Source organism: Grimontia sp. THUN1695 (assembly GCF_059704325.2).
On sequence record NZ_AP046577.1, the window covers coordinates 319,185 to 331,324 of the forward strand.

Sequence of the window (12,140 nt, forward strand, 5' to 3'; positions counted from 1 at the left end):
TATATTTTATGTGTATTTCTTCTAAAGATGTGGCAGAACAATGCGTAGACGTCTCAACTTACTTCCTACCCCCATGGCCGGTCTGGCGCTGGCGATAGCCAGCCTTGGCTGGAGCTGGGAAAACGTAGGTAACTTTGGTGGTCATGCCCAGACAGTGGGCGCAATAATTGGTGGTGTGATGCTACTGATGATCGCACTGAAATTTACTTTCTCCCCCCAAGGCCTGTGGAACGATTTACAGCATCCTGTTGTGGGGAGTGTGGTGCCGACGTTTGCGATGGGAATGATGATTGTATCGGCGTCCATCGGAAAATGGTCTCCATTGGTTGGTGATACATTGTGGATGCTTGCAATTGTTGCGCATGTTGCGTTCTTGGTTTCATTTATTTATCACCGGACACGTGACTTTTCATTGACACATATGGTGCCAAGCTGGTTTGTACCGCCTGTAGGGTTGATTGTTGCGGATGTGGCTTTCTCAGGTAATCCGGTGCTTCGTCCAGTGGCAGATGCCATTATGCTGTTTGGGTTGCTGGCTTATGCAGTGCTGCTGCCCTTAATGCTGTATCGCCTGATCTTCTGCAGTGAAGTGCCTGATGCTGCAAAACCGACCATTGCGATTCTAGCCGCGCCAGCAAGCCTGTCTTTGGCTGGGTATCTGACCGTAAATTCGTCGCCATCGCCTGTACTTGTCTCTGTGTTGCTGGGTATTGCATTGCTGATGACGCTGGTTATCTATGTGTCGTTTGCAAAATTGCTCCGGTTGCCATTTTCTCCGGGATATGCCGCTTTTACCTTCCCGATGGTGATTGGTGCAACAGCACTGTTTAAAACGGCGGCTTGGCTTGAATCGGTCGGTGTTGCCGCTCACTACGTGAATCAGGTTTTTGTCATAGGTGTGATTGAGTTAGTGGTGGCGACCTTGGTAGTCGTCTATGTAGCTATGCACTATCGCCGCTTTATCTCTCTGCAATGGAAAACACCAGCAATTGCATAAAAACAAGGCCTGCCCTCGCGCAGGCTTTTTCATTTTAGGTTCCATGAGTTACGCCACGCGCATTCAATTGCACTCTTGAGAGCATTCCGCCACAATCTCAGCATGATCGTTCTCAAGAGTCTCACCTGTGTTTACTGTCTATCACTCTAACCAATTGGATCTGCTGAAAAGCCTGCTGGTTACCATCATTCAGAGTAAGCCGTTGGATAATCCGTTCCAGAAAGAGGTGATTCTGGTACAAAGTCCGGGGATGGCGCAGTGGCTTAAGTTGGAAATGGCGAAAGAGCAGGGCATTGCTGCCAACGTCGAGTTTCCGCTTCCCGCCACCTTTATCTGGCAGATGTTTACCCAGATTTTGGATGATGTGCCACAGCGCAGCTTTTTCAACAAAGAGGCGATGACCTGGAAGTTGATGACAGTACTGCCGGAAAAGCTCGGTGAGCCCGATTTTGACGAACTTAGGCGTTACCTTGATGGTGATGACGACCAACAAAAGCTTTATCAACTGGCAGGTAAGATTGCCGATATTTATGACCAGTATCTGGTATACCGCCCTGAATGGATAAAAGCGTGGGAGAATGAACAGCTGGTTGATGAGCTGGCTGAGGAAAAGCGCTGGCAAGCTGTGCTTTGGCAGGCGCTTTACGACTACACCCTGCAACTGGGGCAATCACCTTTCCACCGGGCAAACCTGTATGAAGAGTTCATTGATGTGCTTTCTTCCCGCAAGGAAAAGCCGGAAGGGCTGCAGGGTATTGACCGGGTGTTTGTGTTTGGTATTTCTGCCCTACCACCGCGTTATCTGGATGCATTGAAAGCGCTTGGTGAGCACATTGATGTCCACTACATGTTTACCAACCCGTGTCGCTACTACTGGGGGGATATCCGGGATAAGCGGTATCTGGCAAAGCGCGCCGCCAGCATGGTGCCGCGAATCAGCCGTGCCAGCGATACGGAAGAACCGGCACAATTTGCCTTGCCGCTTATCGGGGAAGATGACACCGCAGAAGTCGGGAACAGCTTGCTGGCCTCGATGGGCAAACTGGGGCGCGATAACTTATTGCTGATTTCAGAGCTTCAGTGTCATGAAGTCGACCAGGGGTTTGTCGAGGTTCCCCGTGACAGTCTTCTTCATCATATTCAGGCAGACATCCTCGACCTGGTTGAGCCGGGGAATATCCAGGAAACCCTGACCAGCGAAAGTAAGTTGCCGGTGTCTGCCGATGATCGTTCCCTGATGGTTGAAGTTTGCCACAGCCCAATGCGCGAGGTGGAAGTATTGCATGACAGGTTGCTGGACATGCTGGAAAGCGATCCAGCCCTGTCACCACGGGATATTATCGTGATGGTGGCGGACATCAATGCTTACAGCCCGGCCATTCAGGCGGTGTTTGGCAATGCACCCGGTGAGCGTTTTATTCCGTTTTCGATTTCTGACCGCACGGCCGATCAGGAAAGCCCGATCCTGACCACTTTCCTGCGCCTGTTGAGTTTGCCTGATAGCCGTTGCAGCGCAGCAGAGTTGCTGGAAATTCTCGAATTACCGGCCGTAATGCGCAAATTTGGTTTCGACAATCGCCAGTTTGAAAAAGTGAAACTCTGGGTTGAAGAGGCCGGTATCCGCTGGGGACTCGATGATACCACCGCCTCACATTTTTCCCTCCCACATCAGCACCAGAACACCTGGCTGTTTGGCTTAAACCGCATGCTGTTGGGATATGCAATGCCAAGTAGCGCCGGCCTTTATAACGATGTACTGGCCTATGATGAAGTGCAGGGGCTGGAAGCCGAGCTTGCCGGCAAGCTTGGGGCATTTTTCAGGGTGATGACCGCGACCCAAACTGCCTTGCTCGATGCCAAAAATGGCGAAGGCTGGATACAGGCTTTGACCTCACTGTTTGATGACATGTTTGCGCTGGATACTGACGAGGAGCTTGCCGGACAGTTGATACGTACCCAGATGGATAACTGGCTGACGCAATTGGACGATGCAGGATTCACGCAGACGCTGGCCTTGCCGATTGTCCGTGACTACCTCAAAGAAAAGCTGGGCGGCGAGCGGGTCAGCCAGCGTTTTCTGGCCGGTCAGGTGAACTTTTGTACCCTGATGCCAATGCGTTCGATTCCCTTTCAGGTGGTTTGTCTTCTCGGTATGAATGATGGCGACTATCCCCGTACCATTGCCCCGGTCGGCTTTGATCTGATGGCAGGGCGCACCCGTGCAGGCGATCGCTCCCGCCGTGATGATGACCGCTACCTGTTCCTTGAAGCACTGCAATCGGCACAGCAACGCCTTTACATCAGCTATGTTGGACGCTCGGTGCAGGACAATAGCGAAAAAGTGCCATCCGTGCTGGTCACGGAGCTGCTGGATTATTGTCGCCAGGGGTACTGTCTGGAAGGCGACCAGTCCCTGCCTGAACATGAGTCAGGCCTGCGTTTATTGGACACACTGGTGCATCACAGTCCTTTGGTGCCCTTCAGTAAACAGGCGTTCAGTCAGAACCGGCGCAGCTATGCGGCAGAATGGCTGCCAGCAGCGCGCGGTGAAGGTCATGCGGCGGCCCCGTTCCTTGATGGCCGTGCATTAAATCCGGCACCGGATCTGGATGTCGGGGTCATTGAGCTGGCTGAGCTTCAGCGTTTCTGGCGGCTACCAGTGCAGTATTTCTTCAACCGTCGCCTGAAAGTGTTTTTTGAATCTCCGGAAGGGGCGATGGAAGAGGCAGAGCCTTTTGCGCTTGATAACCTTCGCCGCTACCAGTTACGAGATGCGCTCCTCACCCATGTGATGGCAAACGGTGACAGCGAGGCCTCGCTGGACGCCTTTTTTAAACAGCAGAAAGCCAGTGGTGCCCTGCCATTGAGTCATTTCGGTGAACTGGCGCTGGAAAGTGAGCAGGCAGGTATTCTGGCACAGTACCAGCGCCTGAAACCTATGATTGCTGACAAACGTCAGGCCCTTGAAATTAACCTCACCCTTGTGACATCCCGGGGTACCGTGAAACTGCAGGGGTGGCTGGATGAGCGCTACCGTGCAGGACGAATTCTGTACCGAAGCGGCAAGGTAAGGGCACAGGACAGGCTTTCAGCCTGGATTGACCACCTTTGCCAGTGTGCTGCGGGAGAGGCACTGGATACCTGCTTTATCGGTGTTGACGAAGAGGTGGTGTGGGCGCCGGTCAGTGCAGAAAGCGCGATAACGGCGCTTGTTGATTATGTTGAGTATTACCTGGCAGGTACAGAAGCCCCGTTGGCGTTTTTGCCCAATACCGCCATGGCAGGCCTTTCCGCGTGTATCGATAAAGACGGTCACTGGTCAGAAGATGATGTCACCATGGACAAGGCACGCAGTAAGATGCGCGCGGCTTTTGAAGGGGGGTATATGGTGTCAGGAGAGGGGGAAAACACCTATGTAGCGCGTGTCTGGCCACAAGCCGATGATGCGCTGCTTGATACCGTGTTTGAACTGGGTAAGGCAGTGCTGTTGCCGGCGCTGGACGGTGAGAAAAAACCGGACTAAACCCGAGATCTGTGAGTGATTGCATTAGTCTGAATTCTACGTTTGCACACTGGTAACTGCCTGGCGTGCAACTCAATTACAAACTGTCACCGCATTGATAAACTAAGGACATTCTTTCCCTTGAGCCAACATTGCATGTCAACCCAACTTCTTGAACCCATGACATTTCCCCTTCATGGGCAGCGATTGATTGAAGCCTCAGCCGGTACCGGGAAAACCTTCACCATTGCCGGCTTATACCTGCGCCTGCTGTTGGGGCATGGCAATAAAGATACCGCACACCCCCGGCCACTGAGTGTCGATAAAATTCTGGTGGTGACCTTTACCGAAGCGGCGACTCAGGAGCTCCGTGACCGGATACGAAGCTGGATCCACGATGGTCGGTTAGCATTTACTCGAGGCAATACTGATGGCATCGATCCGGGTAAAGCTATTGTTATAGATCAGCTTTTATCTGAATGCTCCAATCATAAGCAAGCTCAATTACTGTTGATGAGGGCTGAGCAGCAAATGGACGAGGCCGCCATTTATACCATCCATGGTTTTTGCCAGCGAATGCTGACCCAGAATGCCTTTGAGTCTGGCAGCCTGTTTACCAACGAATTTATCACTGATGAGAGCGCTCTGCGTGAGCGCGCAGTGGCGGATTACTGGCGTCGTCAGTTCTACCCGTTACCTAAATCGCTGGCAGGTGTGGTGTGTGGTTATTGGGCATCGCCTCTGTCACTGCTTAAAGAGATTGCTCCTTATCTGTCCGGGCCTATGGTTACCATCAAGGCTCCGGACATGCCGGAAAGCCTTGATGCCTTGCACCAGCAAAACCTGGCGCGTATTGACGGGGTGAAAACTGCGTGGTTGGCCGCTGCCGCCGATGTGGCGGCGTTAATTGCCGGTTCAGGCGTTGATAAGCGCAGCTACAGCAAGAAATCCCTGCCAAACTGGTTGGGGGAAGTCACAGACTGGGCTTCGCGTCCAACCACAGGGTATGGATTACCCAAAAACCTTGACCGTTTTTCTGCATCGATGTTGGCAGAGAAAACCAAGAAAGGGGAAGCGCCTGTCCATCCGGTTTTTGACGCGATTGATACGCTGGTGGCAAATCCCCCAACGTTGAAAGACGCGCTGACAGCCCATGCCATCCGTGAGGTGCGGTTATTGTTGGCGCAGGAGAAGCGGCGTTTTGGCTGGCTGTCATTTGATGACCTGCTTTCCCAGCTCTCCCAGGCTTTAGTGCAGGATGAACAAGGGCTGTTGGCAGCGCGTATCCGTGAATTGTACCCGGTTGCGATGATTGACGAGTTCCAGGATACCGACCCGCAGCAGTACCAGATCTTCAGCGACATTTATATGGCCCAGCCTGAGTGTGGCCTGTTTATGATTGGTGACCCGAAACAGGCTATCTATGCCTTCCGCGGTGCGGATATCTTTACCTATATCCATGCGCGCCGTCAGGTCGCTGATCACTACAACCTCGGTACCAACTGGCGTTCCACCGCCGGTGTGGTTGATGCCGTCAACCATGTGTTTAAAGAAGCAGCGTCGCCGTTCGTTTATGACGACGACATTCCTTTCACGCCGGTGGCGCATTCACCGGGCGCAGAAAAAAAACAGTGGGAAGTGGACGGCGTCAAGCAAGCTGCGATGACATTCTGGCTCGATGAAACCTTGGGCTTAGTGACCCGTGGTGATTACGAAACCCAAATGGCAGATGCCACAGCAAGCAGCATCCGCGAGGTGCTGACAAAAGCCGCTGAAGGTAACGCCTTTTTTGCCAAGGGAGAGGCCCGCACCCCAGTGAAGGCGGGTGACATTGCAGTGCTGGTCCGCACAGGCAGTGAGGCGGCGAAAGTTAAGCGGGCACTGGCAAGACAGGGGATTGCTTCCGTCTACCTTTCCAACCGAGACAGCGTGTTTTCCTGCCCTCTGGCGGCAGATGTACAAAGGCTGCTGATGGCTGTCCTGACGCCTGATAGTGAGCGGACACTTCGCGCGGCACTTGCCAGTGGGCTGTTCGCGTTAACAGCAGGTGAGATTGATACCCTCAACCACGATGAAAAGGCGTGGGAACGGGCGGTTGTCGAATTCTCCACCTACCAGAGTGTCTGGTTCAGCCGTGGCGTCATGCCGATGCTGCGTCAGGTGATGCAGCGCCGGGGTATTGCGGAGCGCTTGCTGAGTGAAGATCAGGGTGAGCGGGCACTGACTGACCTGATGCACTTGGGTGAGCTATTGCAACAGGCCAGTCAGACACTGGACAGCCACCATGCCTTAATTCGCTGGCTGGCCGATCATATCGATAATCCCAATGGCAACAGCGAAGAACAGCAGGTACGACTGGAGTCAGAGCGCGATCTGGTGCAGATTGTGACCATCCACAAATCCAAAGGTCTGGAATACAATCTGGTTTACCTGCCGTTTGCCTGCAACTTCCGTCCGTCAGATCGTCCTTTCTTCCACGATGAGAACCACACGCCAACCCTGTCGTTGAGCGAGCCGGATGTTGCGATTGAACAGGCTGATAAAGAGCGCCTGGCTGAAGACTTACGTCTGGTCTATGTGGCACTGACCCGTGCGGTATATGGCTGTTTTATTGGCCTGGCCCCCCTTAAAGACGGTAAGAAATCGTCCGGTGATACCGGGCTTCATAAGTCTGCGCTGGGCTATCTTCTCCAGAAAGGCGACGCGACAGACGCCAACGGATTGGTTGCAGCGGTGGATGCATTGGTCGCCAGCACAGACAGCATGGTAAGGCGCCCGCCGCCACCGCGTGTGGAAGGCCAGCTGGTGGTAGAAGCGGCGAGCGGTGAAGCCATTGAAGCCCGCAATTTTACTGGCCATATCCGCCGGGACTGGCGCCTGACCAGTTATTCTGGTCTTGTCAAACAAGGGCATGTCAGTGCACTGCCGGATTTGCCGGCCTTCGATATCGATGCTGCCGAGGAAAAGCAAGAGACAGAAGAAACCCAAACGGAAGCCGCGCTGTCGATTTTCCAGTTTCCGAAAGGGGCGCGACCCGGCACGTTCTTGCATACCCTGTTTGAAAACGTCGGGTTTGGCGATGATATGTACAGCGAGGATGTCGCAGAGATGATCCGCCATGCCTTGCTGCTGGAGAATTACGACGAACACTGGGTGCCGGTGTTGCAAAAACTGCTGTCAGATGTGGTGAACCAACCGCTGAATGCGCAAGGGCTGACGCTGGCGCACATTGATGCGCCAGCACGTTTAACCGAAATGGAATTTGTCATGCCGGTAGAGCGGCTCGACAGCGGGCGGCTGAACCGTCTGATTGCGGAACACGATCCCTTATCGGCACAGGCGGGGGAGCTGCATTTTGAAACTGCAAGTGGCATGTTAAAAGGGTTTATTGACCTGGTATTTTGCTGGCAGGGGCGTTATTTCGTCCTTGACTGGAAGTCCAACTATCTCGGGGATTCCCCAGCGGATTACACCGAAGAGGCTCTTTGTCAGGCAATGGTTGAGCATCGCTATGACTTCCAGTACCAGATTTATTCACTGGCACTCCACCGTTTCCTGCGCCAGCGGCTGCCGGACTATGATCCTGCCTGCCACTTTGGCGGTGTTTATTACCTGTTTGTCCGTGGAATTGAGGCGGGAACCCGCCACGGCATTTTTTACACTACCCCCTCGCAGGCACTGCTGGATGGGTTGGATGCATTGTTTTCTGACGGAGATGTGCTGAATGGTGATAAGTGAAAAACTCGAGGCTCTGTATAAACGCAACGCCATCCGGGCCATTGATCGCCAGTTTTCCCAGTTTATCGGCGAGCAGCTGGGGGATGAAAACTCCCCGGTTGTTGGCTGGGCAGCATTGGTGAGCTTTGAGCTGGGGAAAGGAAATGTCTGTGTCGATCTCTCTGCGCTGGAAGGCGCGAGACTGTTTGATCTGATGCCGGCTGAATCTGCGTCGCTGGCCGTGGTAATGGCACCGGAAAATGCCCTTTCGCTGCTCTCTGCCTCCCCGGTTGTCGGCGATGGCTCGCAGCCTACCCCTCTGGTGCTGAGTGGCAGCCGCCTCTATCTCTATCGCTACTGGGCGGCTGAGTGTCTGGTTGTCAGTGAGATTGCCAAGCGGAGCGGGGAGTTGCCGCTTCCAATGAACTTACGTTCGGTGCTGGATGAGCTGTTCACACCCGATGTGGCTTTTCTGCGGGCGCGCTATCCGCAATGGGCTGACGAAGAAAAAGCGGCGAAGCTGGCAGATTTTTTTGATATCACAGACAGCAGCCAAATTGATTATCACGCACTTCAGGCAGCGTTGGATGCTGGTGTCAGTGATAATGACGTGCTCAGCCACGTGCCTGACAGTGCAAGGCTTAACTGGCAGAAAGTCGCGGCAGCAGTCGCACTGAGTTCGCGCTTTGCTGTCATATCCGGCGGCCCGGGAACAGGAAAAACCACCACGGTGGCGAAGCTGCTTGCAGCCATTGTCAGCAGCAGCGATAACCCAAATGGGCCGGAAATCAAGCTGATGGCACCCACCGGGAAAGCGGCTAACCGCCTGACAGAATCCATTGGTAAAGCGGTAGAGGCATTGCCTGTTACAGACAGTGTGCGGCGTAAAATCCCGGCGCAGGCCTCGACGATTCACCGTCTGCTGGGCGCCATTCCTAACCGCGTCGAGTTTCGGCATCATCAGGGAAACCGACTGCACTTGGATGTACTGGTGGTTGACGAGGCGTCAATGGTGGACTTGCCCCTGATGGCAAGGCTGTTGTCTGCGTTGCCAGAGCATGCCCGGGTCATTCTGCTTGGTGACCGAGACCAGCTGGCGTCGGTAGAAGCCGGAGCTGTGCTGGGCGATATCTGTTTGGGGGCAGGACAGGGTTTTAGCCCATCGCGGGCGAAGTTGCTGTCAGCACTGACTGGTTTTGTGCTCCCGGAAGCGGCTGGGCTCCCGGCAGTTTCAGACAGTGTCTGTTTGCTGAGGAAAAGTTACCGCTTCCATGCCCAGTCTGGGGTAGGGCAACTGGCATATGCCATCAATGCCGGAGATACCCGAACCCTGGATCGTGTTATTCAATCCGGTTTTCGTGATATTGCCCTTCACGAGCTCGACACAGATATCTACAGTGAGGCAATCCAGCTGGCTGTTCAGGGCTACCGGCCCTACCTTACGGCGATGGTGGATGGCTTACCGCCCCGTGATGTGTTGCGGCGCTTTTCAGAATGCCGACTGCTCTGTGCCCTCAGTGATGGGCCGTTTGGTGTTAAAGGGTTGAACAGCGTGATTGAAAAGGCGCTGGCCAAAGCAGGGCTGGTTTCACCCGGCGAAGAGAGTTTCTATCCGGGACGCCCGGTGATGGTGACGCAAAACGATCACGGCCTTGGCTTGTATAACGGTGATATCGGTATTGTCGTGAAACAGGAAGAGGGGCTTCGCGTGGTGTTTGAAATGGCTGATGGCACGGTAAGGGCTTTCTTGCCCAGTCGGCTGCCGGAGCTCCAGACTGCGTATGCCATGACTATCCATAAATCACAGGGCTCTGAATTCAGTCACACCATTCTGGTGTTGCCGCCAACGCCGACACCAGTAATGACGCGGGAACTGGTGTATACCGGGGTTACGCGTGCCAAAGACAGACTGGATGTGTATGCAACCCGCGCCAGTCTGGCGCGGGCAGTGAAAAGGAAAACCCAGCGTTTCAGCGGGCTGGCAGACGCATTACGCGCCCGTTAAGGGCTAGCGTCAGTACTTTGGAGCGACGCTGCAGGTTATACAGCTCCTGCTTGGCATCCGGTAAGGCACTGACGTCAGCCTCGACAAACCCGTGTTCACGGAACCAGTGAATACTCCGGGTCGTCAGCACAAAAATCGTTTTTAGCCCTGATTGCACGGCTTGCTGCTGAATGTATTGCAGCAAGTTAGTGCCTCGGTCGCTGTCGCGGTACTCGGGATGCACTGCCACGCAGGCCATTTCCGCACTTTGTGATTCGGGGTAGGGATAAAGTGCAGCACAGCCGATGATCCGTTCATCCCTGTCTATCACGGTAAAGCGGGGAATTTCCTGCTCGAGTTGCTCTCTGGAACGGCGCACCAGGATACCCTGTTCTTCCAGTGGGCGGATAAGTTCAAGTATGCCACCGATATCATCAATGGTAGCCTGGCGGATACGCTCAGCGCTCTCGGTGACAATTTGGGTGCCGATACCTTCCACCGAGAACAGTTCCTGAATCAACGAACCGTCGACTTTATAGCTTAACAGGTGGCAACGTGGCACACCTGATCGGCAAGCAGCCACTGCGCCGCGCAGGAAGCGGATTGTCCCGGAATTTATATCCCCAGCCACTTCACGCTGGCGCAGGATTTCTTCGGCCTGGTGGGGGAAGAGTTCTGACAGCACATTGCCGTCAGGCCCAATCACGCCCTGCAAAGAACAGAATCCAATGAGCTTGTCGGCATGGAGTCGAATCGCAAGCTGGGTCGCCACTTCTTCTGAGGTGAGGTTAAAACACTCACCGGTCACCGAACTTGCGACTGGGCCAAGCAATACGATCGCGTGCTGATCAAGCTGGCGGTGAACGCCTTCAATGTCGATCCGGCGGATCCGTCCGCTGTGGCAGTAGTCGACGCCTTCATCCACACCTAACGGTTGCGCGATAACAAAGTTGCCGCTGACGACATTGATCTGGGCACCCGCCATCGGCGTATTGTTCAGGCTCATGGAAAGCCGGGCAGTGATATCCAGCTGAAGCTGACCAGCGGCCTGTTTGACGACTTCCAGTGCAGCTGAATCGGTCACTCTTACTCCTTTGTGATACGGCGTATCCATGCCCTGTTTTTCGAGTAACTGGCTTATCTGGGGTCTGGCCCCATAAACCAGAACCAGCCGAAGGCCAAGGCTATTTAATAGCGCTATATCATTGACAATATTGCTAAAATTGGCATCTGCAATCACTTCACCGCCCAACATGATAACAATGGTCTTGTTTTGGTGTGCATTGACGTAGGGCGCTGATTGCCTAAATCCATTTACGAGTGCTGTACTGCGAAGTTTCAACACCTTACTCCATAAGTTTGATTTTATATGCTTAGATAGTGACTAATTATTCTTGTTTTGGCAAGCATAGTGACGCAGGTTCAAACTCTCAATGCCTGAGTTGGTCGGCATGAATGTCTCTTTTATAATATTATTGTTATTAATTGATACTATTTTCTCTTATCTGAGATTCTATTTGTGGGCATCATCGGACAATCTTTAACGCTTTTTGTCGTGCTGGTGGGCGGAACCGTTGGCTACCTTGTGGCGAACGATATTCCTATCTTCACAGAAGTGGCTCAAACCGCGATATACGGGGAGTGGGTAGAGCAGGGCGTTCCTTCGTACGCGGCTGACCGTTTCGAAGTGCGCAAAGACGGTATCTACATCAAGGGAGCGCGCACCACCAGCCATTATGAATTTACTGGCAGTAAGCTGATTTACACAGTCGGTAACAACACCTATCTCTACACCGTTGAAGACACAAATACTCTCCAGCGTGAAAAGCCTTATCACTACAGTACCCCTTTTGCCAGACGCTGAAGCCATTTCGCGCTGATCATTGGCTTTTGATTGCAGAAATCACGGGCTTCTGTCACCCTTTCTCCATTGATTTCAC

Annotated in this window: 6 protein-coding genes; 5 read left to right on the plus strand and 1 reads right to left on the minus strand. The window is 53.5% G+C overall.

The genetic code is table 11. The features are described 5' to 3' along the window. Positions 1-40: 40 nt before the first annotated feature. The 4 genes from AC6IB1_RS04985 (at position 41) to recD (ending at position 10,221) form a co-directional block, all read left to right on the plus strand. A complete protein-coding gene (locus AC6IB1_RS04985) occupies positions 41-997 on the plus strand; it encodes a TDT family transporter (RefSeq protein WP_497568055.1) in 957 nt (318 codons plus the stop codon). Between the two features lie 127 nt (positions 998-1,124). Continuing rightward, the gene (recC, locus tag AC6IB1_RS04990) at positions 1,125-4,520 is read left to right on the plus strand and encodes an exodeoxyribonuclease V subunit gamma (RefSeq protein WP_497568056.1); all 3,396 of its coding nucleotides are present in this window, start codon (positions 1,125-1,127) and stop codon (positions 4,518-4,520) included. A gap of 135 nt (positions 4,521-4,655) precedes the next feature. Next, entirely contained in the window at positions 4,656-8,237 is a 3,582-nt protein-coding gene (gene recB / locus AC6IB1_RS04995; RefSeq protein ID WP_497568057.1) for an exodeoxyribonuclease V subunit beta, read from the plus strand. After that, complete coding sequence (recD, locus tag AC6IB1_RS05000; RefSeq protein WP_497568058.1) at positions 8,224-10,221, plus strand: exodeoxyribonuclease V subunit alpha; 1,998 nt, start codon at positions 8,224-8,226, stop codon at positions 10,219-10,221. Before recB ends, recD begins: the two co-directional genes overlap by 14 nt. Here the strand turns inward: recD and argA are convergent. Continuing rightward, positions 10,187-11,542 carry an amino-acid N-acetyltransferase gene (gene argA, locus AC6IB1_RS05005; protein WP_497568059.1) on the minus strand — a complete coding sequence of 452 codons (1,356 nt, stop codon included), beginning with the start codon at positions 11,540-11,542 and terminating at the stop codon, positions 10,187-10,189. The genes recD and argA overlap by 35 nt on opposite strands. A gap of 177 nt (positions 11,543-11,719) precedes the next feature. Between argA and AC6IB1_RS05010 the strand changes: the two genes are divergently transcribed. Beyond that, positions 11,720-12,064 (plus strand): DUF2850 domain-containing protein, encoded by a 345-nt coding sequence (locus tag AC6IB1_RS05010; RefSeq protein WP_497568060.1) that lies wholly within the window; start codon positions 11,720-11,722, stop codon positions 12,062-12,064. Positions 12,065-12,140 lie beyond the last annotated feature (76 nt).

Excerpts from the sequence above, each read along its gene's own strand:
- AC6IB1_RS04985 (WP_497568055.1), top strand. The coding sequence starts at position 41 with ATGCGTAGACGTCTCAACTTACTTCCTACCCCCATGGCCGGTCTGGCG.
- recB (WP_497568057.1), top strand. The coding sequence starts at position 4,656 with ATGTCAACCCAACTTCTTGAACCCATGACATTTCCCCTTCATGGGCAG.
- recD (WP_497568058.1), top strand. The coding sequence starts at position 8,224 with ATGGTGATAAGTGAAAAACTCGAGGCTCTGTATAAACGCAACGCCATC.